20 protein-coding genes are annotated in these 26,458 nt (G+C 62.3%); 14 read left to right on the top strand and 6 right to left on the bottom strand.

Annotated features, from left to right (window positions below; genetic code table 11):
- The first annotated feature begins 13 nt into the window (after positions 1-13).
- Genes tssM through BFQ00_RS21090 form a run of 3 tightly spaced genes read left to right on the top strand, consistent with a single transcriptional unit; the run spans position 14 to position 4,955 of the window.
- A complete protein-coding gene (gene tssM, locus BFQ00_RS21100) occupies positions 14-3,361 on the top strand; it encodes a type VI secretion system membrane subunit TssM (RefSeq protein WP_065934633.1) in 3,348 nt (1,115 codons plus the stop codon).
- On the top strand, positions 3,358-4,080 hold the full coding sequence (locus BFQ00_RS21095) for a PP2C family protein-serine/threonine phosphatase (RefSeq protein WP_065934632.1): 723 nt from the start codon (positions 3,358-3,360) through the stop codon (positions 4,078-4,080). Before tssM ends, BFQ00_RS21095 begins: the two co-directional genes overlap by 4 nt.
- Positions 4,077-4,955: a serine/threonine-protein kinase gene (locus BFQ00_RS21090; protein ID WP_065934631.1), complete on the top strand. Its 879-nt coding sequence runs from the start codon at positions 4,077-4,079 to the stop codon at positions 4,953-4,955. Before BFQ00_RS21095 ends, BFQ00_RS21090 begins: the two co-directional genes overlap by 4 nt.
- On the opposite strand, the gene BFQ00_RS21085 is transcribed toward BFQ00_RS21090, so the two are convergent.
- Positions 4,925-5,254, bottom strand: a complete 330-nt coding sequence (locus BFQ00_RS21085; protein ID WP_065934630.1) for a DUF6388 family protein — start codon at positions 5,252-5,254, stop codon at positions 4,925-4,927. The two genes, BFQ00_RS21090 and BFQ00_RS21085, sit on opposite strands and share 31 nt — an antisense overlap.
- 10 nt (positions 5,255-5,264) lie before the next feature.
- Entirely contained in the window at positions 5,265-5,543 is a 279-nt protein-coding gene (locus BFQ00_RS21080; RefSeq protein ID WP_065893066.1) for a hypothetical protein, read from the bottom strand.
- Positions 5,544-5,857: 314 nt separating this feature from the next.
- Between BFQ00_RS21080 and BFQ00_RS21075 the strand changes: the two genes are divergently transcribed.
- Positions 5,858-7,927: a PTS sugar transporter subunit IIC/EAL domain-containing protein gene (locus tag BFQ00_RS21075; RefSeq protein WP_065934629.1), complete on the top strand. Its 2,070-nt coding sequence runs from the start codon at positions 5,858-5,860 to the stop codon at positions 7,925-7,927.
- A gap of 63 nt (positions 7,928-7,990) precedes the next feature.
- On the opposite strand, the gene BFQ00_RS21070 is transcribed toward BFQ00_RS21075, so the two are convergent.
- From BFQ00_RS21070 to BFQ00_RS21060, 3 genes are read right to left on the bottom strand one after another with little or no spacing between them, the layout of a single operon-like run.
- Positions 7,991-8,833, bottom strand: a complete 843-nt coding sequence (locus BFQ00_RS21070; RefSeq protein WP_065887430.1) for a metal-dependent hydrolase — start codon at positions 8,831-8,833, stop codon at positions 7,991-7,993.
- Positions 8,834-8,848: 15 nt separating this feature from the next.
- Positions 8,849-9,739, bottom strand: coding sequence for an SDR family NAD(P)-dependent oxidoreductase (locus BFQ00_RS21065; protein ID WP_065934628.1), 891 nt, complete (start codon positions 9,737-9,739; stop codon positions 8,849-8,851).
- Positions 9,736-11,274 carry a flavin-containing monooxygenase gene (locus tag BFQ00_RS21060; protein WP_065934627.1) on the bottom strand — a complete coding sequence of 513 codons (1,539 nt, stop codon included), beginning with the start codon at positions 11,272-11,274 and terminating at the stop codon, positions 9,736-9,738. Before BFQ00_RS21060 ends, BFQ00_RS21065 begins: the two co-directional genes overlap by 4 nt.
- 268 nt (positions 11,275-11,542) lie before the next feature.
- On the opposite strand from BFQ00_RS21060, the gene BFQ00_RS21055 reads away from it, so the two are divergent.
- The 10 genes from BFQ00_RS21055 (at position 11,543) to BFQ00_RS21010 (ending at position 25,103) form a co-directional block, all read left to right on the top strand.
- A complete protein-coding gene (locus tag BFQ00_RS21055; RefSeq protein ID WP_065934626.1) occupies positions 11,543-12,541 on the top strand; it encodes an alpha/beta fold hydrolase in 999 nt (332 codons plus the stop codon).
- A 299-nt stretch (positions 12,542-12,840) separates the two neighbouring features.
- A complete protein-coding gene (locus BFQ00_RS21050; RefSeq protein WP_065934625.1) occupies positions 12,841-14,121 on the top strand; it encodes an alkane 1-monooxygenase in 1,281 nt (426 codons plus the stop codon).
- A 126-nt stretch (positions 14,122-14,247) separates the two neighbouring features.
- Positions 14,248-14,751 carry an alkane oxidation protein activator PraA gene (praA, locus tag BFQ00_RS21045; protein WP_065934624.1) on the top strand — a complete coding sequence of 168 codons (504 nt, stop codon included), beginning with the start codon at positions 14,248-14,250 and terminating at the stop codon, positions 14,749-14,751.
- Positions 14,752-14,869: 118 nt separating this feature from the next.
- Entirely contained in the window at positions 14,870-15,373 is a 504-nt protein-coding gene (praB, locus tag BFQ00_RS28465) for an alkane oxidation protein activator PraB (RefSeq protein WP_163003387.1), read from the top strand.
- A 126-nt stretch (positions 15,374-15,499) separates the two neighbouring features.
- Positions 15,500-16,909: an outer membrane protein transport protein gene (locus BFQ00_RS21035; RefSeq protein ID WP_065934623.1), complete on the top strand. Its 1,410-nt coding sequence runs from the start codon at positions 15,500-15,502 to the stop codon at positions 16,907-16,909.
- 233 nt (positions 16,910-17,142) lie between these two features.
- Complete coding sequence (locus BFQ00_RS21030; RefSeq protein WP_065934622.1) at positions 17,143-19,668, top strand: acyl-CoA dehydrogenase; 2,526 nt, start codon at positions 17,143-17,145, stop codon at positions 19,666-19,668.
- A 153-nt stretch (positions 19,669-19,821) separates the two neighbouring features.
- On the top strand, positions 19,822-21,165 hold the full coding sequence (locus BFQ00_RS21025; RefSeq protein WP_065887422.1) for a 3-oxoacyl-ACP reductase: 1,344 nt from the start codon (positions 19,822-19,824) through the stop codon (positions 21,163-21,165).
- 3 nt (positions 21,166-21,168) lie between these two features.
- Positions 21,169-22,077 (top strand): MaoC/PaaZ C-terminal domain-containing protein, encoded by a 909-nt coding sequence (locus BFQ00_RS21020; protein ID WP_065934621.1) that lies wholly within the window; start codon positions 21,169-21,171, stop codon positions 22,075-22,077.
- Positions 22,070-23,368, top strand: a complete 1,299-nt coding sequence (locus BFQ00_RS21015; RefSeq protein ID WP_065934620.1) for an acetyl-CoA C-acetyltransferase — start codon at positions 22,070-22,072, stop codon at positions 23,366-23,368. Before BFQ00_RS21020 ends, BFQ00_RS21015 begins: the two co-directional genes overlap by 8 nt.
- Before the next feature lie 31 nt (positions 23,369-23,399).
- Positions 23,400-25,103, top strand: coding sequence for an AMP-binding protein (locus BFQ00_RS21010; RefSeq protein WP_065934619.1), 1,704 nt, complete (start codon positions 23,400-23,402; stop codon positions 25,101-25,103).
- Between the two features lie 175 nt (positions 25,104-25,278).
- Here BFQ00_RS21010 and BFQ00_RS21005 read toward each other — a convergent pair whose 3' ends face one another.
- Positions 25,279-26,394 carry a Gfo/Idh/MocA family protein gene (locus BFQ00_RS21005; RefSeq protein WP_065934618.1) on the bottom strand — a complete coding sequence of 372 codons (1,116 nt, stop codon included), beginning with the start codon at positions 26,392-26,394 and terminating at the stop codon, positions 25,279-25,281.
- Positions 26,395-26,458: the final 64 nt, after the last annotated feature.

Here is a 26,458-nt window from a genome sequence, read left to right as displayed (position 1 = left end):
CAGGGAGCAATGAATGAACGCATTTTTCAAGGGCGTGGGCGCCGTGCTGGGCAGAGTCTGGGTTTGGAGCCTGATACTGGTGCTTTGCTGCGCTGTGCTGGTGTGGTGTGTCGGGCCGCTGCTGGCTGTGGACGACCATCGGTTCTGGCAGGGCGCGACTGCCCGCCTGGTCACCATCAGCGTTTTGTTTCTGCTGTGGGGGTTGGCGATGGTCATGGCGGATGGGCGACGCGCCGCCGCACGCGAAACGCCGGATTCGCCCGCGAGTCAACCTGCGCTGGCGGCGGTGGAGGAGGAGCGCAAGTACGTCCATGGCCGTTTCAGGGAAGCGCTGCACCGGTTGAAAACCTCCCCTCGCTATGCAGAGCGTAATGCGCGCTGGCGCCATGACTTGCCCTGGTATTTGGTGATCGGTGAACCGCGCAGTGGCAAGACCCGGCTGTTGGAAGCCGCCGGGTTGCGGTCACCGCTCGATCAGATGGACACGGGCAGCAGCGCACAGTGTGACTGGTACTTTGCCGACGACGCTGTGCTCATCGACACGCCAGGGCGCTATCTGCTTCAACCCGACCGTTCGGTGGATGTCGCCGGCTGGACCACACTGTTGAACCGGCTGAAGTGGCGGCACCGAGTGCGTCCGCTCAACGGCGTGGTGGTGACGCTTTCGGCGGACAGCCTTCTGAGCGCTAACGAGCACGATCTGGAGCAATCGGCACGCCACGTGCGTTCACGCCTGCAGGAAATCCAGCAGGTGCTGCATGTGGATGTACCCGTCTACCTGGTGTTGACCCAGGCTGATCGACTGTCGGGGTTCACCGAGTACTTCGACTCACCCTCGGCGGACGATGTCGACGCGGTGCTGGGCCAGCCGCTGGAGGCTGACAAGGCGGGCAATGACATGACCCGGGTTCGCCAGGCGTTCGAGCAGTTGCTGCAACGTTTGCACACCGAATTGATCGAGCGATTGCACCAGGAACGCGATGTCGAGCGTCGCAGGCAGATGCTTGAGCTTCCCCGGCAGGCGGCGCGAATGGGCGAGCAGTTGTGCCTGTTCATCGAGTGGGTGTTCGGTGCCCATCGCGACCAGCGCAGCAACGGTTTACGCGGGTTCTACCTGACCAGTGCCAGTGACAGGCGCGGCTATTTCGTGCAGGGGCTGTTCAGCCGGGTGATTTTTGCCGAGGCGGATCTGGCCGCGTTGCAGAGCCGCGAGCGACAGCGCATCTGGCGGCGCAACGGCTTGCTGGGGAGTGCCGCTGCGCTGGTTCTGGCGTGTGCCGGTGGGCTGTGGATGCACAGTTACGCGATCAACCAGCAGCGTTTGGCTCGGATCGCTGCACTCAGCGCACCCGTTGCCCCAGGTAGCGATGAAACCTTGACGACCCTGGCGCTGCTGGACGCGCGCTGGGCGGCAACCCGGGTGTTTTCCCCCGCAGGCGACACTGCGCTGATTGAGCGTGCCGGCCTGTATCAAGGCGAGGTCAGCCGTCCATGGGTGACGCGCGCCTATGAGCAGGCGTTGCAGCAGCGACTGCTGGGCCGCACCGCGGCCCTGCTGGAAGAGCAGGTACGCGCCAGCCTTGGCGACAGGGAACGCCTGCTCGACAACCTGCGTGCGTACCTGATGCTCAATCTGCGCGAGCGGCGTGAGACCGCGTGGCTGGCGCAGCATATGGCGAGCTATTGGTCGCTGCGGTTTGCCGGTGATATGCCGGTACAGACGCGCCTGAATGAACATTGGGCGCGACTGCTCGAACAGCCATTTTCAGCACCGCTCAATGACGAGTTGGTGGCCCAGGCGCGTGCCGCGCTGCGGGGAGAGTCATTGGCCGATGTGGTGTATCGAGTACTGCGCGAACAATCGCGCGACCTGGAGCCGTTGCGCCTGGCCGAGGGCAAGGTATTTGCGGCCATCGAGCCCTCTGTTCCCGGTTTCTACACCAAAAGGTATGTGCAGTATTTCGAGACTCAGGGTCCCAGGCTGGTGAACGCCATCGCCCAGGATAATTGGGTCCTGGGGGAAGGCACTGACTTGAGCGCCGAAGATTTGCAGCGTCTGATGACCGAACTGCAACAGCGCTACTTCAGCGAATACGCCCAGGCCTGGAGCGACGTGCTCGGGCGTGTCAGGCTGTTGCCAACCGACAGCCTTCGCGGGGATGCCGAACGGCTCGCGGGGCTGACCTCGGCGCAGTCGCCGGTACTGCTGTTATTGCAGCAGCTTCGTGAGAACACCCGTTTACTGCCTGGCCTGGAGTTGCCGACCACGGCGGCCCAGCCGGCAGGTGCGTTGGGCTCCATTGCCAAGGCCGCGTTGGCGCAGGGGCAGGCAAGCCTGGGCGACTCGGCGCGCCGGGCGTTGCAGCGGCGGTTTGAACCGCTGCATCAATTGCTGGACGAGCAGCAGAATCCCGGCGCCGAGCTGGCCCGGGGGTTGGGCCTGCTCGACCAATTGCACCTGCAATTGGCGGCGCTGAACCGTGAGGGTTCGCCTGAGCAGGCGGCTTTTTTACGGGCAAAGCGGCGCATGGACGGCCAGCAGGACGTGCTGGGCGACCTGCGTGAAACGGCTGCCCGTCTGCCGCTTCCGCTGGCCGGTTGGGTCGAAGGGATTGCCGAAGAAACCTGGCGCCACGTGCTGGACCAGGCCTACGCCCACGTCAATCAGCACTACCAGAGCGAGGTGCAGGGTCTTTACGCCAGGACGATTCGCCAACGGTATCCGTTCACTGCCCACGCCACGAGTGATGTGGCCCTTGAGGATTTTCGCGAGTTTTTCAAACCCCAGGGTGTCCTGGCGCGTTTTTACGAGGCGTACCTGCGTTCTTTTGTCAGCGCCGATGGCACGCGCTACCGGTTACGCGGACTGGACGGGCAGGGTTTACCCATCTCGCGCTCGCTGCTGGATCAACTGACGAAAGCCCAGCTTATCCGGCGTGGCTTCTTCACCGAGGAGCAGGGCGAGCTGGCCGTGCGTTTTACCCTGGCGCCCTACAGTCTGGATCAGTCGGTCAACCGCGCGACTTTGCGCTTGGGTGGACAGCAGCTGGAATACCGGCACGGCCCGATCATCCCCATGGCGTTTCGCTGGCCCATCGAAGCGGACAACGGTCGTGCCAGCCTCGTGCTGGAGAGAGGCGCCGAACTGCGGCCCCTGGGTATCGAGAAGAACACCGGCGCCTGGTCGTTGTTCCGGTTTTTCGACCTGCTGCACCGAGAGCCGGCCACCGGCGGCAACGCGCAGATCGTCAAGGCCGACCTGGCCGGGCTGCGCGTCCATTACCTGCTGGCGAGCCAGCGAACACCCAGCCCATTTGAAATGGACACGTGGCGCACCTTTCGCCTGCCGGAACAACTGTGAGCCCCACATGGCGCAGTGCCGGGCGTACACAGCGCGGGCAATCACGGCCGCGTAATGAGGATGCCTTGCTCGATTGCCCTCAGCTGGGCTGTTGGGCCGTGGCGGACGGCATGGGCGGGCACCGGCACGGCGATGTCGCCAGCCAGTGGGTGATCGGCAGCCTGGCTGCGTTGCCCGCGCGGGGCAGTCTTGATCAGCGGGTCGATGCGGTCCGGCAGAGCTTGCAGGGTGTCAATCAGCGGCTGGCGAATGCGCGGCAGGCGCCAGGGGCATCCGGCAATGCCATGACAGGCAGCACGGTGGTGACGCTATTGCTGGAGCACGGGCGTGCGGCGTGTGTGTGGGCGGGGGACAGCCGCTGTTATCTGTGGCGCGAGCAGACCCTGTACCAGCTGTCCCGGGATCATTCGCTGTTGCAGCGTCTTATGGACGAGCGTCGGCTGAGTGCAACCCAGGCTCGCGCTCACCCTGATGCCAGAGCCTTGACCCGTGCGGTTGGCGGGCACTCGCCCTTGCGGCTGGAGGTGCTGGAGCTCAGGACCCGCCCCGGCGATGTATTTTTACTGTGCAGCGATGGTCTCTACCAGGCCCTCAGCCATGCCGAACTGGGCCGGGCGTTGAGCGCGGGCGGGCCGCGACAGGTCGTGGACAGATTGTTCGCCAGCGCGCTGCACACTCCGGCGCGCGACGACCTGACCGCCGTGGTGGTGCAGTCATGAAGACAGGATCGACTCCGGTGTTGCTGGTCGGGCGCTACCATCTTGAGCACGTCTTGGGCCGGGGTGGAATGGGCGTGGTGTACCGCGCGCGCGATCTGTTGCAGGAGCAGTTCGGCGAACCTTGTTCGGGTGTGGCGCTCAAGCTGCTGGACGAGTCTTTATCGGCGTGCCCGGATGCCCATGTATTGCTGCACAGCGAGTTTGCGTTGTCTCGTCGCCTGCGCCACGAACACGTAGTGAGGATGTATTCGTTTGAGGTCGATACCTGCAGCCAGATCGCTTTTTTCACCATGGAGCTGCTGCATGGCATGACGCTTGACCGGTTGCTGCTGGAATGTCCCGACGGACTGCCCTGGTCCGAACTGCAACCGATTGCCCTGCAACTGCTGGATGCGTTGGCTTACGCCCATCAACACAACGTGCTGCATGGCGATATCAAACCGGCCAATGTCATCGTGGGAGAAGAGGGCGTGCGCCTGTTCGATTTCGGCCTGGGGCAGTCCATTGTGCAAACCACGGCGGACTTGCCGAGTGTGAGTCGCAGCCGCTTGAATGCCTGGACTCGCGCCTATGCAGCGCCTGAGTTACTCGCCGGTGGCACGTTGACGCCCGCGGCCGACCTGTATGGTGTGGCGTGTGTTCTGTATGAGCTGGCCCAGGGGCGTCGCCGTGACGATTACCCGCCGGGCCACAGACTGTCACGGCCCACGCAGTTGCCCCGGCGTTGCTGGCCGGCACTGCACACCGCGTTGGCAGCGGACCCGCAACGGCGGACCCTGACGGTGGCCGAATTGCGCGAGGCCATCGGTTGCAAGCGGCCTCGCTGGTACGGCTGGCCGCCGCGTCAGCCGCTCAAGTCATGCAGTTGGCAGTAGTCGGCCCAGCTCATGCCGGCCATCTGCGCGACTTCCTTATGCACCTCAAGGCGCTGGGCTTCGAAGGCTTCGCTGTTTTCGGTCGTCAGCTTGAGGGTCAGCTCCCAGGCGAACATGCCTTCGCGCTCGGCCTGCGCCTCGAATGCTTCGTATAGACGTTCGGTACGATACTGCGCCACGCTTTCCCCCCTGGCTTGGGCGGCCAGGGGGTTGAGGCTGTCCAGCTCGGCGGCCACGTCCGGGTGTTCGCGCAGGAACCGGTCCAGTGCGCGTTGATAGTTATCGCCAGGTGCCGACAACGCCAGGCCCTCAGTGAGAGGGATGGGTGTCGACGTCGGGCGCGTGCCTGCCGACGTGACGCCGAGCGCGCTTGCGCGACCTGCGCTGAATCCAGCGCTGCACCGGCGCCAATAAAAAGAACATCAGGTAGGCGACGAGCACCAACGCCAGGTCTATCCAGGTTTCGGCGACGGGCCCGGTAAACAGTTCGATGACATTCTTGATCACAAATAACAGCACCACACTGCACAACCACAACAGGATGGTGACGAACAGGGGACGCATGGGGCTGGACTGCTTATCGTGCATGGTAAAGCTCTCTCCTTTGTGCCTGCTTTCATCCAGGCCGTATTCCCTGAGTAGACACCCGGCGTTAGCCAGGTTGTAACATCCTTCGACACACGGAAAGCTGCGGATGATACCGACTCAGGCAGGATTAGGGAGCGGTACACGTCAGAAAGTTCGATTTTTTATGTGGGTATTTTCCTGTGCCTCCGAGTTTTTCGCCGAAAGCGCCAGTGGCGATGGCAAAAAGCTTTCGCTCCGTGCATAAGGGCGTGTAGCGTTGACGCGTATTCCGGCGCTGATCTCCAGAACCCGTGAATACGGGCAGAGGGAGGCTCATGGCGCAAACGCCGTTCAAACTTTTCCTTACCCAGCGCCTGGCGGCCCTGGCCAGTATCGAGTCGTTGCGTGCGATTCGCGAGGGATTGTTGTGGATCCTGCCTTGCCTGCTGGTCTCCGCCGGTTTCCTTATCCTGTCCGAATGCGCCAGGATGCTTGGGTTCAGCCCTCAGACCGTCAGCTTCCTGGCAGGTCTGCATGACCGCATCAGCGCGGTCATCCCGCTGCTGGTCGCCGCCTCCATCGGTTACATGCTAGCCATTCAGCACCGCTTGCCACAGCTGCCGATCGCCTTCTTGTGCCTTACCCATGTGGTGGTGGCCACGTTTCTGTTGAGTGAATACCCTCGGGCGTCGGCCACCTTTCTGTTGTTCATTGCCATCGCGTCGCCGCTGATCAATGTGCCCGCCGTTGCCTGGCTGCACCGTTTTCGCTGGACACGCCTGGTCCATGAAGACCTGATCGGACACAACCTCAAAGGCACCATCAACATGGTGCTGCCCGGCGCGATCAGCGTGTTGGCATGGGTGGTGGTGCTGTCGTTGCTGCTGCAGATCCCCTACGTGGCGCAGTGGCAGGGGCCGCAGGTGCTCAATGCGTTACAGGCGCCCTATGGCAGCGGTTTGTTCGTGACCTTGATGAACTCGCTGTTGTGGTTTTTTGGCATTCACGGTGTGTACGCCCTGCAGCCGCTGTTCGATGTGCTGGATCAGGCCGTGACGCTCAACGCTGCGGCGCTGGCTGCGGGGGAGCCGGTGCGGTATCTGCTCAACAGTGGCCTGTTGGGCAGCTTCGCGTTTATCGGCGGGTCGGGCAGCGCATTGTGCCTGCTCCTGGCTATCCTGCTGTTTTCCAGGAGCCGGTCCATGCGGTTGCTGGCGATGGCCAGCTTGCCGCTGTCGTTATTCAATGTCAGCGAAGTGCTGTTGTTCGGTTTGCCGATCATCCTCAACCCGCGCTTGTTCATCCCGTTTCTGTTGGTGCCGGCGTTGAACGCGATGGTGGCGTTGGCAGTGGTGCAATTGGGCTGGGTGTCGCCGGCAGTGGCCAGCGTGCCGTTTACCGCGCCGGTGTTGCTCAATGCCTACCTCAGTACCCATGGCGACGTCGCCGCCGTGGTGCTGCAGATCGTGCTGACGGGCCTGGGCACGCTGGTGTATGCGCCTTATGTACGGGCGATTCATCGCCAGGCCAGTGAGGGCGGCACGGTGTACCTCAAGTCACTGGACATGACCTTTCGCGGCCTTGAGGAGAAAGGCCGGTTGCTGGAGTTCGACCCGATCCTGGCTTCCCATCGCACCCTGGCCCGCCAGGCCATTGAGCTGAGCCGCATCCAGCAGATCAGCGATTACGATTTCTATCTTGAGTTTCAGCCCCAAGTCTCCACCCGTACCGGCCTGTGCACCGGCTGCGAGGCCTTGATGCGGGCTCGGGACGCCCAGGGCACGGTGCATTCGCCCTGGGAGTTCCTGCAATGGCTGGCGCAGGCGCGGTTGATGCCCGACGTGGACGTGTGGGTGGCGTCCCAGGCCGTGCGTCAACATCAAAAGTGGAAGAAGGCCGGGTTTGAATTGCCCATCACCATTAATGTGTCCAGCTTCACGCTCAAGGACGCGGCCTATGGTGATCGCCTGGTGGAGATTCTCGCCCAGGCCCACGGCTGGGTGTCGGTGGAGATCACTGAAGACGCGCTGGTCAGCGATATCCAGGCCGCCCGTCAGACCATTGGCAAACTGCAGGCGTTGGGGGCGAAGGTGTATATCGATGATTTTGGCACCGGGTTTTCGGCGTTGAGTTACCTGCACCAGTTTCCGGTCGATTTCATCAAGATCGATCGCAGCTTCGTGGTCGCCCAGCACGATCCCAAGGGCGCGCAGGTACTGACGGGCATGCTGCGTTTCTGCGAGGCATTGAACCTGGGCGTGGTGGTGGAAGGGGTCGAGACCGCCGAGCAACTGGCGTTCCTGAATACGGGAGCCGAGTTGTTTATTCAGGGATGGTATTTCAGCAGGGCGTTGCCGGGGGATGAGGTGCCGCAGTTTGTGCGCGAGCGCGCCGCGTTGGCTTGATCAGGTGGGCAAGGCGCCCGGTTTGAATGTGGGAGCGGGTGGGCTCCCACATTTTCACGCCGTCTAGGCGGCCTCGTAGGCCCGATTGGTCTGTTCAATCTCCTCGACCAGCCCATCGATCCCCTGCAGCCGGGCACGATTGTCATGATCCCATGGGTGAAAACCCGGTTTGAAATAGTGCAGCCATGGCCGCAGCATGCGGGGAAACACGCCCTTGGGGCCATACAGAAACTTGAGCATGCGCCAGCACCCCTTCACCAGCCCTCCCGACTTGCGGTCGGCAATCAGCAGGCGCACGTGGAAGTCGAACACCACCAGCCAAAAAAGCACCGTGGTGAACAGCATGGTGCCGGTGCGCAGCAAGTAGCGCCCGGGCCCAGGCTTGATCACCGTGTTCCATACATCAAAGGCCACTGCCTTATGTTCGGTTTCTTCCAGGGCGTGCCAATACCACATCTGCCGGTAGCCCTTGAGTGAATCGCCAAACCGCGACGGGTCGCTCAGCAGGATCTCCGCGAGCATCGCGGTGTAGTGCTCAAGGGCGATGGTCACCGCCAGATTGAATGACGGTGGCAGGTGTTTCTTCTGCAAATCCAGGAAAAATTTCAGGCGCCGGTCGAGGCGGTGCGCAGGCAGGCCCGCTGCTTGCAGCAGCTCGTTGTAGGCCACGTGTTCACGGCTGTGCATGGCCTCCTGGCCGATGAAGCCCTGGATTTCCTTCTTCAGGTCCGGATCGTCGATGCGGGTGCGGTAATGGCGCACGCTGTCCATGAAAAACAGCTCGCCCTGGGGAAACAGCAGCGACAGGGCATTGAAAAAGTGCGTCACGAACGGGCCTTGCTCATGCCAGTTGGTGATGCGCCCGGCGGGCAGGGCAAAGCGGATATCACGGCGAATGGGCAACATGGGGCGTACTCCTGTTCAGAGGCGAGGCTCGTCGTTGGTTTCAAACACGGGCGTGCGCGGTTTGGGGGCCATGCGCTTGCTGGCAAACACCACCAGCGCTTGATAGGCCGCCGGCAGGCAACGGGCGAGCAGGTCGAGGAAATAGGCATCGCGGCCGATCAGTACGCGGCGCTTGTTTTTGCGCACGCCGTGCAGGATGACTTTGGCGGCCTGGTCGGCGTCGGTGATAAACAGTTTTTCGAAATCGGCGCGCGCCTGTTGTTCGCTGTGGATCAGAAAGCCGGTCATGTTCGCGTCGATACGGCTGCTGCGGCAGATATCGGTGCGAATCCCGCCGGGATGCACGCATGTGGCCGAGACGCCGCAGCGTTGCAGGTCCAGCTCCTGGCGCAGCGCTTCGGTAAAGCCGCGCACCGCGAATTTGCTGGCGTTGTAGCCGCTCATGCCTGGCTGGGCGAACAGGCCGAATACGCTCGAGGTGTTGACGATATGCCCGTCGCCGCTGGCCTTCAGGTAAGGCAGGAACGCCTTGGTGCCATGCACCACCCCCCAGAAATTGATGCCGACGATCCACTCAAGGTCGGCATAGTCCACGCCTTCCACGGTGCTCGACAGCGCCACGCCGGCATTGTTGAAGACCAGGTTGACCTGGCCGTGCTCGGCCGCACAGCGCGCCGCCCACTCCAGCATGGCTTGGCGGTCTGCTACATCCAGCACCTGGGTGGTGACGGTCACCGGCGACAGGGTCGAGGTCCTGATCAAGTCCAGGGTCTGCTCAAGCCCCTGGCTGTTCTTGTCGGCCAGGGCCAGGTGGCAGCCTTCCCGTGCCAGGGCCAGGGCCAATGCGCGGCCCATGCCGGAGGCCGCTCCCGTGATCGCCGCCACGCGGCCGTTGAATGACTTCATGACAGGCTGCCTTCTGTGGCGCAATGAGGGGTTGGCTGCGCACGCGGCACCGATGCCGCCGGCGCCTGGCTGACCAGGTAGTCCTTGAGCGCAAAATGCCGGGTGATCTGCTTGAAGCGCCACGTCGAGCCGGGCCACAGCGTGGTGTTCCTGCCGGTGCGCGGGTCGAGGTACCAGCTGCGGCAGCCGCCGGTGTTCCAGATAGTGCGCTTGAGCTTGCCTTGCAATTGCTCGTTGTAGGCCTGCTCCACGGCAGGTTTGACGTCCACCACGCTGATGCGCTGGCGCTGCATCTGTTGCAACGCGCCAAGGATGTAAGTGACCTGGGCCTCGATCATCAGGATCATCGAGTTGTGCCCCAGGCCCGTGTTGGGCCCGACGATCAGGAACAGGTTGGGATAGCCCGGCACCGTGGTGCCCTTGTAGGCGTGGGCACCGTCCTGCCAGGTGTCCATCAGGTCGACGCCGTTGCGCCCTATGATGCAGTCACGGGGCAGGGGATCGGCGGCCTGGAACCCGGTGCCAAAGATCAGGCAATCGGCGGGGTGCTTGATGCCGTCGGCGGTGATCACGCCATCGGCTTCGACGCGCAGCACGTTGTCGGTCACCACCTCGACGTTACTGCGTGACAACGCCGGGTAGTAGTCGTTGGAGATCAGCACACGCTTGCAGCCGATGGTGTAGTCCGGTGTCAGGACTTTGCGCAGGGAAGGGCGGGCCACCTGGTTGCGCAGGTGGCGCAGGGCGATTTTCTGCACCATCTTCATCAAGCGCGGGTGCAGGGCAAAGCCCACCACGCGGCCTTCCAGTGCCCAATAAAAGGCGCCGCGCACCAGCCGTTGGGTAAACGGCAGATGCTTGAACAGCCAGCGTTCGGTACGGGTGATCGGCCGGTCGGGCTTGGGCATGATCCAGGGCGGTGTGCGCTGGAACAGGTCCAGGTGCGCCACGTGCGGTGCAATCTGCGGCACGAACTGAATGGCGCTGGCGCCGGTGCCGATCACCGCGACGCGTTTGCCTTTCAGGCTGTAGTCATGGTCCCACTGCTGCGAATGGAAACGCTTGCCCTTGAAACTGTCCAGCCCGGGGATGTCCGGCAGTGCCGGGCGCGACAGCCCGCCCATGCCCGACACCAGCACGCGCGCACTGACCTGGCGGCCGTCGCTGAACGTCAGTTGCCAGCGCTGTTGCTGCTCATCGAACACCGCCCGCTGCAAACCCATGCCGAAGCGCAGGTACGGCGCCAGCTCGAAACGCTGCGCGCAGTGCTCCAGGTAAGCGCGAATCTCCGCCTGCGGAGCAAATTGGCGCGTCCAGTGCGGGTTGGGTGCGAACGAAAACGAATAGACGTGGGACTGCACATCACAGGCACAGCCGGGGTAGTGATTGTCACGCCATGTGCCGCCCAGGCTGTCGGCCTGCTCGGCGACAAAGAAATCGGTGAACCCGGCTTCCTTGAGTTTGATCGCCATGCACAGGCCGGCGAAGCCTGAGCCGATGATCGCGATGTCGACGTTGTCACTGTGGGCATTCATAGGTTGTCCTTTGTGGGCATCGGATGTGCTCCCGTTTTTGTTGTGTGTTTTAGATAGAACACCATTGCAAAGAAAAATTGAATTAATTATTTTAAAAAAAGATTTTAAATAATCTACCTGAAAATTTCGCCGCCGCCAGGGTCTTGTTCGATACATGCGACTTGTCCGACAGACGCGCATAGAGGTTGGCCCCAAGGTAGGGACGAAAGTTGAGGCCTCGATCAATCCCGGTCAGGTCGCCAGCAGCAGGGAAGCAGAGGACCGAGCTATGGCTGTCGAGTGGGTTGTCGCTGCGGGTGTGGTCATGGGCGCAAGCGCTGCGTTGTGGGCGTTCAGTGCGTGGATGACACGGCGCATTGAAACGGCTGTTCCGATCAATGGGCGCTTTGTCGAAGTGGATGGCGAGCGCTTTCACTATGTAGAAGAAGGCGCAGGCCCGGCGCTGGTGATGATCCACGGGCTGATGGGCAGCAGCCGCAACCTGACCTATGCGTTATCCGGTCAGTTGCGTGAGCATTTTCGCGTTATCAGCGTAGATCGGCCAGGCTCGGGCTACTCCACCCGGCAGCGCGGCACGGCGGCGGATCTTCCGGCCCAGGCGCGCCAGATGGCCGCCTTCATCAACACCCTCAAGCTGGACAAGCCGCTGGTGCTTGGGCATTCCCTGGGCGGAGCGATTGCCCTGGCCCTGGCCCTCGATCATCCCCACGCGGTATCGGGCTTGATTCTGGTGGCGCCCTTGACCCATCCCCAGCGCATGTTGCCGTTGGTGTTCCTGTCATTGGCGGTGCGCCCCGCCTGGCTGTGTCGCTGGATGTCGCGCACCTTGACCATGCCTATAGGCCTGCTGACCCAGGGCACGGTGGTCAAGGGCGTGTTCGCCCCCGATGCCGCCCCGCCGGACTTCGCCACGCGCGGCGGTGGCCTGCTGGGGATGCGTCCCGACAACTTCTACGCGGCGTCCACCGAGATCAATCGGGTCAACGATCACTTACCGGACATGGTCACGCGCTACCCGCAGCTGACGCTGCCCATCGGCCTCATCTACGGCACGCGTGACAAGGTGCTCGACTTTCAAAAGCATGGCCAGGGCCTGGCCAGCAGGGTGCCTGGGCTGAAGCTGCAGGTCGTGGAAGACCGTGGGCACATGCTGCCGATTACCGCCACCGAGCGCGTGGTGGCACTGGTCGAGCAGGTCGCCAAGCGGGTTCGACCGGTACAAACCGCCACCGTGTTGCATCCTTCGTTCGCCGTGGCGAGCAAATAATCGTGCCATTTCATTCGCGGTTCCAGCGCGTCAATGCTTGCCCTAGACACCTGGCCGACGGTCTGAAAAAGCGACTGTACGGTCACGGAAAAAAGGTCTGGATAAACTAGTTGACGACCTAACGATTCCGCGCTATTTATTTAAAAAATTATTTCAATGTGTAATTTGAAACAGTTTTTGAAATGCCTAAGAGCGAATAAAATAATGAAAAGAACGCCTTTTATCGCATGGTTGATGTCTTGCAGCGTTCAGCGCTGCGCCACTGCCTTTTCTGCCTTCGGATGCCTTCGGAGGTTGCCATGAACCCTGCTCTGAGTGTTCCAGGCGTGTGGGCCGACGGCAAGCGCTACCTCTGGTGGCTCGGTATCATGCCGCTGGCAACCCCATTGCTCTCGGGTGCCCTGGCGATCGGCACCGGCATCCAGCAACTGTGGTGGGTCGGTGTGCTGGTCATCTTCGGCGTGATCCCCTTGATCGACGGCCTGCTGGGTGAGGATGTCAGCAACCCGCCCGAATCCGCCGTCAGCCACCTCGAATCCCAAACCTATTACCGTTGGATCGTCTACACCGGCGTGCTGTTTGTGATCGCCTCGGTGGTCATCACCGGTTGGCTCGCCGCCGGCGGCATTGACTGGATCATCGGCGGCGGTTTGCTGCGGGCCACCGCGATGCTCGACCCGTCGAGCGGGTGGGCGAAAGCCGTAGCGTTCATCACCTCTCGCACCGAGTTGCACGGCCAGGTCAGTGGCTTCACTTATCTGGGCATGGCGATGTCTACCGGCGCGGCCACCGGTATCGCGATCAACACCGCCCACGAACTGGGCCACAAGCCCAAGCCACTGGAAGTGTTCCTGGCCAAGGTAACCCTGGCGCCGACCTTCTACGGCCACTTCTACACCGAACACAACCGCGGCCACCACGTGCGCGTCGCTACCCCGGAAGACCCGGCCAGCTCGCGCCTGGGTGAAAGTTTCTGGGCTTTCCTGCCGCGTTCGGTGTGGTTCAGCGCACGCTCGGCGTGGAACCTGGAGCGTGAACGCCTGCGCAAACTCGGGCTGCCGGCCTGGCACTGGAAGAACGCCGTGCTCAGCGCCTGGATGTACAGCGTGCTGCTCTGGGGCGCAATGATTGCCTGGCTGGGCACGGCAGTGATCCCGTTTCTGATTATCCAGGGCATCTACGGTTTCTCGTTGCTTGAAGTGGTCAATTACGTCGAGCACTACGGCCTCAAACGGCAGAAATTGCCCAACGGTCGTTATGAGCGCTGTTCGCCGCGTCACTCCTGGAACAGCAACCGAATTGTGACCAATATCTTTTTGTTCCAGTTACAACGGCATTCCGATCACCATGCCAATCCAACCCGTAGTTATCAGTCGCTGCGCCACTTTGATGAATCACCGCAACTTCCGTACGGCTACGCAAGCATGATTGTCTGGGCGTACGTGCCTTACTTGTGGCGCCGACGGATGGACCACCGGGTATTGAATCATTATGCCGGCGATATAACCTTGACCAATCTTCAGCCGTCAAAGCGTTTGAAGTATCTGGAGAAATACAGCGGCGAAGCCAAGCCGTTTTAATTTGAAATAAAAAACGCGTTTTCAAAGGATATTTCGATAAGGATTTCTACGTCGATGGTTTGTTAGTTTAGTTGCAAGGCGGTTGTTTACCCGAACGAAAAATAATTTCAAGGGAAGGGCGTAAACATGCAAGTAACTCCTATAACTATAAAGTTCACCGTTAACTTCGTATTGGCTGCGCTGGGCCTGATCGGCTGTCACCAGGCACAGGCCGCCCGTATCGAACCTGCCGGTAGTGCGTTTACAGCCCAGGGCCCGATCAGCTTTTCCAAAGGCGCGTTGATCAGTGCCGACTGCACCATCAAGGTGGCCGGCAAGGTGGCGGCCGATGGGACATCCGTCAATATCGACAAGGTGGCGTTCGATGGCGGGCTCAAGTGCAGCCGGGTCGAAGCTATTAACTTGCCCTGGATCTTGATTGCAAAGGATACAAAAAGCGGCTCGATGTCGAAGATCAGCGTGGATGTGCATGCCTTCGGCCTGGGCGGCAAGTGCGGTCCTTCTACCGCAGTCGGTACGTGGGATAACGCCACCGGCAAGTTACAGGCTGCCAATGTACCGATTGGTGATGACTGCATCATTAAAACGGTGTCAATCAAGATGCCGCCTGATTTCAAAGTTGTTGAATAAGGTTGTCGGACTTAACTGAATTTGGCTGGAATACGAAGCTCTGCAGTTTTACCCGTGGCTTCGTGTTCATGGTCATTACCCCAGGCGAATAACTCGCCATTACATGTGAGGCAAAATAATGAAAAGCTTGAAAACCCTCGTTTGTGCAACTTCGTTCGCCCTGAGCCTTGGTGCAGTGTCGGTGGCCAACGCTGCCACTATCGCGCCTGCCGGCACGGCGTTCTCCACATCGGGCTCGATTACCGTTACCTCGCCCGCGTCCCTGAACCTGCCGGTGACCTGCAACATCGCCTTCACCGGTTCCGTCGCGGCGGATGGCTCGAGCGCTTCGATCACCGGCGCAACGGTCAACGGTTCCAACTCGCTGTGTGGCGTACCCAAGTTGTTGGGCCTGCCGTGGACATTGAACGTGGCAAGCGGTGGCCCTGATGCCTTCAACGGTACGGTGTCGGGCGTGAATTTCCAGATTCTCAACAATTGCTCCGCTTCGCCTGTGACCATCAATGTCGGCTTCAATAACTCCACCAACCAGCTGAAGGTGCCAAGCACACAAACCGTTGGCAACTGCAAAATTACCGCTCTGACCGCTACACCAAGCCCGGCCTTTACCGTTACCCCATAAAGGCCGTGAGCGTTTGACGTGATGATCACACGTTGAAACACGCCAGTGCCTCGTAAGGGGCACTGGCTGCGGGAGGCCAGGTCGGGACAACCGATCTCGGAGGATAAAAACAATAAGGAGTGGAGCATGAATAATAAAAAGCAACAGGCACGTACGTTGTTGAGCCTGGCAATTCTCGGCGGCCTTATCACGGCAACGGGATCCGCACACGCCGGCGGTTTCAGCACGCCGACCTTCGGTGCTCCCGGGTGGGGGCGCGCCTTCGGGGGTGGCTCACTGTTCCAGAATGATCCTTCCGCGGCCTACAACAACCCGGCCGGCATGGCGTTCATCGACCATACGATTTCTCAATTTACCGTTGATTACGCGCGCATCAACGTTAAATACAAGGGCACGGCCACGGACTACGCGGGCAACGCACCTGCGGCGGTCGACCCTACGGATTTGAGTTCCACGCCGCGCACCGGCGATGGTGGGCAAGGCGGGTTTACCGCCTGGTTGCCAACCGGTTTCATGGTGATACCGATCAACGACCGTTTTGCATTCGGGCTGAGTCAGGTGGTGCCGATGGGTGCGCGCACCACGTGGGATCAAGACTGGATCGGCCGCGACTTTGCCGTCGATACGCGCATTGAAACGGTGGGTGTCACAGGCTCCCTGTCGTTCAAGGTCAATGACCAGTTCTCGGTGGGTGGCGGTGCCATCGTCCAGCACACCAAAGGTTTTGTAAGCCAGAATCTGGACCTGTATTCCGCAGCCGCCCTGTCGCCGGCGATCGGTCTCCCGTTCCCTTCCGGAGTCGGCTCCTCGCTGATGCGGGTCAAGGTGGACAACACCTCGGTCGGCTGGTTTGCCGGTGTGGTCTGGAAGCCTACCCAATTCGACACCCTGGGCCTGAATTACCACGCGAAAATCAAGAATAAACTCGAAGGCAAGTACAGCCTGTATGCCGACGAGGCGAACAAGTCACTGATCGAAGGCGGCCTGCCGGCGCTGGCTTATCCGGGACTGGACCTCAACGTCAACGGCGCCAAGGCTTCGACACAACTGGACGTGCCCGCCAACGCCTCCATCGACTGGGTGCACCAGTTCAATGATCGCCTCACCCTGGGCGCCAGCGTCACCTGGACCCAATGGTCGTCGTTCAAGGCGCTGACATTGAAATCCGAGGGCACGCAGCTCGTGTCGATTCCCTATAACTACAAGGATGCCTGGATGGTGTCGCTGGGTGGCGATTACAAGTTTACCGACGACTTCACCTTCCGCGCCGGTGTCGCCACCGACCAGACGCCCACCCGCAACTCTACGCGTGACCCGCGTATCCCCGACGGAGACCGGATATTCGCCTCCCTGGGCTTTGGCTACAACATCCGCGCGATTCCCGGTTTGAGCATCGACGGCGCCTACTCGCGGCAATTCGTCGAAAAGGCCAAGCTCAGGACGCACAACCAGGATCGCCTGGGCGGTGCAACCCTTGACGGTAAAGCCGACGCCAAGGGTGAGGTGGTCAGCCTTTCGGCGACCTACGCGTTTTGATCGGTTGATGGCGCGCGACCTGTGCTGGACAGGTCGCGCAGGCAGTGCTGATACAACCCGTTGATGACTTGACAGGCTGACCCGCTCAGCCCGTTATTTCTTCGCCAACGCATTAAATAAAAATTTCAAAACAAAATTTGAATTTGTCTTTCCAAGTTTGTAGTGTGGACCTGAGCCGTCGCTCAATCCGAGCGGCCGCAGGTGTCACGCCCTGGATCAAGTAGAGGTATCCCATGGTTATCTGGTTATTGGTGGGTTTCGCCGCAGCGATTGCCCTGGCGTATCGACAAGCCGCCGCCACCCTGTGGCTGGGCGCTGGCCTGGTATGGCTGGCGGCCGGTTATCTGTTTAACGCAGTAGCCGCATTCGGCATCACCGTCGCGGCGGTGCTGGTGCTGCTCCCGGCCCTGGTGCTGGCGATCAAACCCCTGCGCCGTGTGCTGTTGACCAACAAGGCCCTGGGGCTGTTTCGTACGATCATGCCGGCGATGTCCGATACCGAACGTGCGGCGATTGAATCCGGCACCGTGTGGTGGGACGCCGAACTGTTCAGCGGCAAGCCTGACTGGCAGCGCCTGTTGCAAGCCGCACCGGCCAGCCTGAGTGCCGAAGAGCAGGCGTTCCTCGACAACGAAGTGGAAACCCTGTGCGACATCGCCAATGACTGGGAAACCACGCAAGTGTGGCAGGACATGTCCCCGGAGGGCTGGCAGTACACCAAGGACGCGGGCTTTCTCGGCATGATCATTCCCAAGCAGTACGGCGGCAAGGGCTTCTCCCACTATGCGCACTCCCAGGTGGTGATGAAGTTGTCGACCCGCTGCTCGGCGGCGGCCATTTCGGTGATGGTGCCCAACTCCCTGGGCCCCGCCGAACTGTTGCTGCATTACGGCACTGACGCCCAGCGCAACTACTACCTGCCGCGTCTGGCGCGGGGCGAGGACATCCCGTGCTTTGCGCTGACCAGCCCGTATGCCGGCTCCGACGCCGGCGCAATTCCCGACGTGGGCATCGTGTGCAAAGGCCTGCACGAAGGTGAGCAGGTGCTGGGGTTCAAGGTGACCTGGGACAAGCGCTACATCACCCTCGGCCCGATTGCCACGGTGCTGGGCCTGGCATTTCGCGCCGAAGACCCGGACGGTCTGCTCGGTGCCGCCGGTTCCCTGGGCATTACCTGCGCGTTGATTCCCACCTCCCATCCGGGCGTGAACAGCGGACGGCGCCATTGGCCGTTGAATGCGGTGTTCCAGAACGGGCCGACCACCGGCAAGGATGTGTTCATTCCGCTGGAGTGGGTGATCGGCGGCCGCGAACAAGTCGGCAACGGCTGGCGCATGCTGATGGAATGCCTGGCGGCGGGCAGGGCGATTTCGCTGCCGTCGGCCAACGTCGGCCTGGGCAAAGTCGCCGTCCGTGGCACCACCGCCTACGCGGCGATGCGCAAGCAGTTCGGCCTGCCCATCGGCAAGTTCGAAGGGGTGCAGGCGCCCCTGGCGCGCATGGCCGGGCACCTGTATGCCTGTGACGCGGTGCGCAAGGTGTCGGTGGCATCCCTGGATGCCGGTGAGAAACCTTCGGTGATCTCGGCCATTGCCAAATACCACGTCACCGAGCGCGCCCGCATGATCGTCAACGATGGCATGGACATCGTCGCCGGCAAGGGCATCTGCATGGGGCCCAACAACTTCCTGGCCCGTGCCTATCAGCAAAGCCCCATCGCCATCACGGTGGAAGGCGCGAACATCATGACCCGCTGCCTGATCATCTACGGCCAGGGCCTGATCCGCTGCCATCCCTATGTGTTCCGCGAGATGGAAGCGGCGCGCCAGCCGGATCGGCGCAAGGCACTGGAGGCGTTCGACAGCGCGATGTTCGGCCATGTGAGCTTTGTATTGGCCAACACCGTGCGTGCGGCGGTGCATGCATTGACCGGTGGCCGGTTGCTGTCTGCCCCGGCCAAGACCGACCCGGCGCTGGCGTCCTACTATCGTCAGGCCAATCGCCTGTCGGTGGTGCTGGCGCTGGTCTCGGACATTTCCATGGGCGTGCTGGGCGGTGCCCTCAAGCGCAAGGAAAGCATCACCGGGCGCCTGGGCGATATTCTTTCGCAGCTCTACATCCTGTCCTGCGTGCTCAAGCGCTTCGAGGATGACGGTCGGCCCCAGGCGGACCTGCCGCTGGTGCATTGGGCGGCCCAGGATGCCTTGCTGCGCGCCCATGAAGCCCTGGCTGAAGTGCTCGACAATTACCCCTCGAAAGTCGCTGCCGGGGTGCTGCGCGGTTTGAGTTTTCCGTTCGGCATTCCCTTGCATAAGCCGTCGGATCGCCTGCTGGCCCAGGTCGCCGATGTGGTGCAGGTCCCCGGCGAGACCCGCGACCGGCTGCTGGCCAATTCCTACATCCCCCGGCCGGAAATCGACAAGCTGGCCTATGGCGAGCTGGGACTGCGCCTGTTGCCCCAGGTTGAGCTGATCGAGGCACGGCTCAAGCCCGCCATCAAGCAAGGCCTGCTCGAGCCGATGCCGATTTCCGCCGTGGCCTTTACCGACTGGCGCGTCAAGGCGCGGGCGCTGGATTTGATCAGCGACGACGAAGAGGCCTTGCTCGCACGTTATGTGGAATACGCCGACCACGCTATCCAGGTCGACGATTTCCCGCAGGACTTCGGTTTGCTGGAGGCCCTGCAGCAGCGCAAGCAAGCACTGGAGCCCGCCGCCAAGCGTCGCGCCAGCCAAAGCGAAAATGCGTCGGTCAATTAACCCGAACGCGGCCCCAATGTGGAAGGGGGCTTGCCCCCGATGGCGGCCTACCTGGGGCATCTGTGGGGGCAGACACACCGCTATCGGGGGCAAGCCCCCTCCCACAGGTGACCGGGTTTCCACGGCAGGATTGTGTTGTGAATGGATCTATCTATGAGTGACAGCTACCTTTCTTTCGTCAATTCCCCCTGGGGTCGTCGTCTGGCCCAGGCCGTCGGCTTGCCGCAACCTCTGCCTCTGCAACGCCACCGCAGTGGCCAGCAGGGGCTGGCCAACCCGGTGATCCTCGCCGGGGCAGGGCGCCTGGCGGAGCAGGTGCAACGCATCTTCACCAGCACCGATACCGTCGCCGCCACCCCGGCCACTCTCAGGGCGCCGTCCACGGTGAAGGTGCAGGGCGCGGTTTTCGATGCCACCGGCGTGACCGACCCGCAGCACCTGGACGAGCTTTACCGGTTCTTTCACGCCAATGCCAAGCGCCTGGGCCAACACGCGCGCGTGGTGGTACTCGGCACTGCGCCGGAACACTGCCAGGACTTGCCCCAGGCCGTCGCCCAGCGCGCGCTCGAAGGGTTGGCGCGCTCGCTGGCCAAGGAGCTGCGCCGGGCAATTACCGTGCAATTGATCTACGTGGCGCCCGGCGCCGAAGACGCGCTGGACAGCAGCCTGCGCTTCTTTCTGTCGCGTCGTTCGGCCTATGTGTCGGGGCAAGTGGTACGCCTGGAAAAGCCGCTGGACGACGCGCTGAGTGTTAATTGGGACAGGCCGTTCGCCGGCCGGCGCGCCCTGGTCACGGGTGCCTCGCGGGGCATCGGCCTGGCCATTGCCCAGGTGTTGGCGCGCGACGGTGCCCATGTGGTGTGTGTCGACGTGCCCCAGGCCCAGCTGGCGCTGCAACAGGCCGCCGACAGCGTGAACGGCTCGGCGCTGCCCCTGGACATTACCGCCGCGGATGCCGCTGCGTTATTGCAGGCGCATGTCGGCCAGTACGGCGCCTTCGATGTGGTGGTGCACAACGCCGGGATTACCCGCGACAAGACCATCGCCAAAATGACCGAAGTTGCCTGGCGCAGTGTGCTGGCGGTCAACCTTGAAGCGCCGTTGCAGCTCAGTCAGGCGCTGCTGGATAACCAGGGCCTGAACCCTGGCGGGCGCATCGTGTGCGTGTCGTCGATTTCCGGGATTGCCGGCAACCTCGGGCAGAGCAACTACGCCACCTCCAAGGCCGGCGTGATCGGCCTGGTGCAGGGCCTGGCCCCGCAGGCGGCGGCGCGGCAGGTAACGGTGAATGCCGTGGCGCCAGGCTTTATCGAAACGCAGATGACCGCGAAAATCCCGCTGATGATCCGCGAAGCCGGGCGGCGCATGAATTCCCTGTCCCAGGGCGGGCAACCGATCGACGTGGCCGAGACCATCGCCTGGCTGGCTCATCCCGCTTCGGGTGGAATCACTGGCCAGGTAGTGCGGGTGTGCGGCCAAAGCCTGCTGGGAGCCTGAGCCATGGACTATGTAACGCAGATTATCGACCCGCCGCCCTCGCGCACTCGACTGTTGCTCGACGGCGTGCGCGGTTTGCGCAAACCCAAGCCCGACGCCGCGCCGCCATTGCCCAGGGAGCGCCTGGTGCGGCCGGCGGTGGAACTGTCGGGCGCCGCCATCACCGCCTATGGCCGCGCCTGTGGCTTTCGCCGCGAGCAGGGCGTGCCGCTGTCCTATCCCCATGTGCTGGCGTTCCCGCTGCACTTGATGCTGCTGACCCGCCCCAGCTTTCCGTACCCGGCCAGCGGCATGGTGCACCTGGCCAATCGCATTCGCCAGCATCAACGCTTGCACGAAGGTCAGGCGCTGCGCCTGGAAGTGTTTTGCGAGCGTTGGGTCGCCCATCCCAAGGGGCAGGCGTTGAGCATCGCCACCCGTGCCTACGCTGAAGAAGCCCTGGTGTGGGAAAGCGACAGCCTGTACCTGCGCCGCGAGGTGAAAAATCCCGTCGGGGAGCTGTGGGCGGATGCACTGCCGTTGCAGGAAGAGGGCTTGCTGCGCACCCAGCGCTGGGTCTTGCCCGCCGACCTGGGGCGCCGCTTTGCCAAGGTCTCGGGAGACTTCAATCCGATTCATACATCGGTCATGGGCGCGAAGATTTTCGGCTTTCGCCGCGCCATCGCCCACGGCATGTGGACCCTGGGTCGGGCACTGGCCGCCCAGCAGCCACCGGGTGGCCTGGACCGCGCCGAGGCCCATTGCGATTTCAAGTTGCCGATCTTCCTGCCCGGCCAGGTCGCCCTGTGGAGTCACCCTGTGACCGGCCCGCTGCGCGAGTTCGAAGTGCGCAGTGTCGCCGGCGACAAACCGCATATGCGCGGGTTGTTTATGTGGGATCAATCGCCTGGAATGAGAGCCTTGCATGAGTGAATACAGCTTCAATCCGCCCCCGAGCCGACGCGTGGCGATCATCGGCGGCAATCGCCTGCCGTTCGCCCGTTCCAACACCGTCTATGCCCATGAGACCAATCAGGACTTGCTGGTGGCCGCACTGCAGGGCCTGGTCGACCGCTACAACCTGCACGGCCAGTGCCTGGGTGAGTTCGCCGCCGGGGCGGTGATCAAGCATTCGCGCGATTTCAACCTGGCCCGTGAGTCACTGCTGTCGACCACATTGTCCGCGCAGACGCCCGCCTACGATGTGCAGCAAGCCTGCGGCACGGGCCTGGAGGCCGCGTTGCTGGTGGCCAATAAAATCGCCCTCGGCCAGATCGAAGTGGGCATCGCCGGGGGCGCCGATACCACCTCCGACGCGCCCATCGGCATCAATGAATCCCTGCGCCACACCTTGCTCGCGGCCAATCGGGCCAAGGGCCTGGGCGATAAACTCAAGACCCTGTTGAAGGTGCGCCCGTCGATGTTGTTCAAGCCGTTGCTGCCGCGCAATGGCGAGCCACGCACCGGCCTGTCCATGGGTGAGCACTGCGAAGAAATGGCCAAGCGTTGGCAGATCAAGCGCCTGGCCCAGGATGAGTTGACCCTTGCCAGTCATCAACGCCTCGACGCGGCCTATCAGCGCGGTTTCTTCGACGACCTGATCAGCCCCCATCGGGGCCTCGCACGGGACAACAACCTGCGTGCCGACATCAGCCTGGAAAAACTCGCCGGTCTGGCACCGGCCTTCGACCGCCACAACGGCACGCTCACCGCCGGCAACTCGACGCCCCTGACCGACGGCGCCTCGGTGGTGCTGCTCGCCAGTGAAGACTGGGCCGCGGCCAATGGCTGGCCGGTGCTGGCCTACCTGCGCACCGGCGAAACGGCGGCGGTGAATTTCGTCGACGGCACCGAAGGCCTGTTGATGGCCCCGGCCTACGCCGTACCGCGCATGCTCAAGCGCGAAGGCCTGGGCTTTGCCGACTTTGATTTCTTCGAGATCCACGAAGCCTTCGCCGCCCAGGTGCTGTGCACGCTCAAGGCCTGGGAAGACCCGGACTACTGCCGCGAGCGTCTGGGCCTGGACACGCCGCTGGGCGCTATCGACCGCAGCAAAATGAACGTCAACGGCGGCTCGCTGGGCTGCGGCCATCCGTTTGCCGCCACCGGCGGCCGGCAACTGGCGGCGCTGGCCAAGGCCATCCATGAACGCGGCGGCGGTCGTGGGTTGATCTCGATCTGTGCGGCGGGCGGGTTGGGTATCACCGCCATCGTCGAAAAGTAGCCTCATCCACAACAACAATAAGGACACTGCCATGAACGCCATCAGCCTGGAACAGACCGAACGCATCTGGTTGAACGCCTACCTGCCCGGCGTGCCGGCGGACATCGATGCGGCCATCGAGGATTACCCCTCGCTGCGCGAAGTGTTCCTGGAGCACCTGGAAAAATTCCGCGAGCGGGTAGCCTATGTCAGCATCGGCACGCCAATGACCTACGCCGATTGGAACACCCAGGGCCACGCCTTCGCCGCCTGGCTGCAGGGACAGGGGGTGAAGAAGGGCGACCGTGTCGCGCTGATGATGCCCAATTGCTTGCAGTACCCGATCTGCCTGCTGGGCACGATCCTGGCCGGCGCGGTGGTGGTCAACGTCAATCCGTTGTACACCGCCCATGAACTCAAGCACCTGCTCAAGGACAGCGGCGCCGAGACCGTGGTGATCTTCGAAAACTTCGCCCACACCCTGGAAAAAGTCGTGTCCGGCAGCAGCGTCAAGCGCGTGGTGGTGGCGGCCATCGGCGACTTGCTCGGCACCTTCAAGGGCGCGGCGATGAACTTCATCCTGCGCAGCGTGCAAAAGCAGGTGCCGGCCTTCAGGTTGCAAGGTTCGCTGCGTTTCAATCAGGTGCTCAAGCAGGGGCGGGCACTGACGTACCTGCCGGTCAGCCTGGACCGCGATGAGCTGGCCTTCCTGCAATACACCGGCGGCACCACCGGCGATGCCAAGGGCGTGATGCTCAGCCATCGCAATATCATCGCCAACCTGTTGCAAGCCAAGGCCTGGGTCGGCGACCAACTGGACCAGGACAAGCAGGAAACCAACGTGACCCTGCTGCCGCTGTACCACATCTTTTCCCTGACGGTGAACTGCCTGATGTTCATGTGCCTGGGCGGGCGCAATATCCTCATCGCCAATCCCCGGGACGTGAAACGGGTGCAGATGATCCTGCGCAAGGAGCGCTTCAACGGGATTGCCGGGGTCAACACGCTGTTTAACGGTTTGCTGGAGAACAAGGAATTCTGTGCGCGGGACTTTTCCGACTTGCGCCTGGTGATCGCCGGGGGCATGGCCACCCACACGGCCGTGGCCAAGCGTTGGAAAGAGGTCACCGGGCTGCCGATCGTTGAGGGCTACGGGCTGACCGAGTGTTCACCGGTGGTGAGCATCAGCCCCATCGACATTAACCGTATGCGCGAAATGGCGTTCACCGGCAGCATCGGCGTGCCGTTGCCGTCGACCTGGGTGCGCTTCATGCGTGAAGACGGTGAACTGGCCGAAGTCGGCGAGCCGGGCGAATTGCAGGTGCGCGGGCCGCAAGTGATGCAGGGCTACTGGAAGCGCCCGAAGGAAACCGCCGAAGTGCTGGACGCCGATGGCTGGTTGTCCACCGGTGATATCGGGGTGATGGATGAACGCGGTTACATTCGCCTGGTGGACCGCAAGAAGGACATGATCCTGGTCTCGGGCTTCAACGTGTACCCCAATGAAATCGAAGACGTGGTGGCGATGCACCCAGGGGTGGCGGAAGTAGCGGCGATTGGCGTGGAAGATGGCGTGACCGGCGAGCGGGTCAAGATCATCGTGGTACGCAAGGACCCGAACCTGACCCAGGAGCAGATCCTCGCCCACTGCCGGGAATACCTGACCGGGTACAAAGTGCCCAGGTATGTGGAATTTCGCACCACGGAGTTACCCAAAACCACCGTCGGCAAGGTGCTACGCCGAGCCCTGCGCTGATAGTGAAGGTAACGCAGACCAAATGTGGGAGGAGGCTTGCCCTGATGCCTGTAGGAGCGAGCTTGCTCGCGAAAAACGTCAACGATAACGCGTGCTTTCTGAATGAACGCGGTGCCTGTGCGTTTTTCGCGAGCAAGCTCGCTCCTACAGTATTAGGGCTTGCCCCCTCCCACATTTAGATCGAGTTCACTTGGACCCAGCGTTCTTCTTTGGACGCCATCCGAATCGCCGTCGCCAACCGCTCCACCGCCCACGCCGCTTCAAAATCAGTGCCATCGCCACCTTGCCCCGCCAGTGACATGATCAGCTCCTGTACCTCCAGCGTCTTAAGCTCGTTGTAACCCAACTGATGCCCCGCTGCCGGGCTGAACGCGGCATAACCGGGCAGGGCGGGGCCGGCGAGCAGACGCTGGAAACCGTCCTGGCCGACGCGGCACAGGCGCAGTTCGTTCAAGCGCTCCTGGTCGAATGCGAGCGTGCCCAGGGTGCCGCTGATTTCGAAACTCAGGTGGTTTTTGTAGCCGTGCTTGAGCCAACTGCTGCTGACCGTGCCGCGCGCGCCGTTGGCAAAGCGCAGCAGGGCGTGCACCTGGTCATCCACGGCGATGGATTTCAGCTCGAGGCTGCCTTTGACGGCCGGCCGTTGCGCGTGGACGGTCTGGGTATCGGCGCACACGCTGACCACTTCGCCCACCAGATAATGGGCCATCGACAGCAAATGGCTGCCGAGGTCCGCCAGCGCGCCGCCCGCGTGTTCCACCTCACAGCGCCATGACCAGGGCGAGGCCGGATCGGCCATGAAGTCTTCGCTGAACTCGCCCTGGAAACTGATGATCTCGCCCAGTTCGCCGCTGGCAATCATCTGTCGCGCCAGCACGATCATCGGGTTGTGCTGGTAGTTGTAGCCGACGCGCGTCACCACCCCGGCCGCGCTGGCCGCGCGACGCATCGCATCGGCCTGCTCCAGGCTGACCGCCAGCGGCTTCTCGCAATACACCGCCTTGCCCGCCGCAATCGCGGCCATGGCCATGGGGTAGTGCAGGTGGTTGGGCGTGGTGATGGCCACCACATCGACCCTGGGGTCGTCGATCAGCGCCTGCCAGTCGGCATGGGCCTGGGCAAACCCCCAGGCACTGGCGCAGCGTTGCGCGCGCTCAGCGTCGGCATCGGCCAGCGCCGCCAGTGCAAGCGTGACCGGCAGTTCGAAGACCGCCCGGGCGTTGTTGAACGCCAGCGCGTGGGCGCGCCCCATGAAGCCTGTGCCGATCAAGCCGATTCCGAGTTCACGCATCGCAGTGGTCCTTTGGATTATTGTTTTCAGGAGGCGTATTAATGGAATAAATATTCTCAAAACT

This window comes from Pseudomonas sp. 28 E 9 (assembly GCF_900004785.1).
Classification (GTDB): domain Bacteria; phylum Pseudomonadota; class Gammaproteobacteria; order Pseudomonadales; family Pseudomonadaceae; genus Aquipseudomonas; species Aquipseudomonas orientalis_A.
The sequence above is the reverse complement of the archived record's forward strand: the minus strand, read 5'-3'. Positions and strand labels throughout refer to the sequence as shown.